General features: G+C 54.5%; 1 rRNA gene. It reads right to left on the reverse strand.

From position 1 onward, the window contains the following. Window positions 1-385 (reverse strand): 16S ribosomal RNA (locus CBW46_RS20915); the annotation flags it as partial.

Consider the following 385-nt stretch of genomic DNA (forward strand, 5'->3'; position numbering starts at 1 on the left):
CATTCTTCCCTGGCAACAGAGCTTTACGATCCGAAAACCTTCATCACTCACGCGGCGTTGCTCCGTCAGACTTGCGTCCATTGCGGAAGATTCCCTACTGCTGCCTCCCGTAGGAGTCTGGGCCGTGTCTCAGTCCCAGTGTGGCCGATCACCCTCTCAGGTCGGCTACGCATCGTCGCCTTGGTGAGCCATTACCTCACCAACTAGCTAATGCGCCGCAGGCCCATCTGTAAGCCACAGATTGCTCCGTGTTTCATGTCTTGTTCATGCGAACAAACCAATTACCCGGTCTTAGCTATCGTTTCCGATAGTTATCCCAGTCTTACAGGCAGGTTGCCTACGTGTTACTCACCCGTCCGCCGCTAATCTCACCCGAAGGTGAGAT

The sequence above is a fragment of the Paenibacillus xerothermodurans genome (genome assembly GCF_002220865.2).
In the GTDB taxonomy this organism is placed as follows: Bacteria; Bacillota; Bacilli; order Paenibacillales; family NBRC-103111; genus Paenibacillus_S; species Paenibacillus_S xerothermodurans.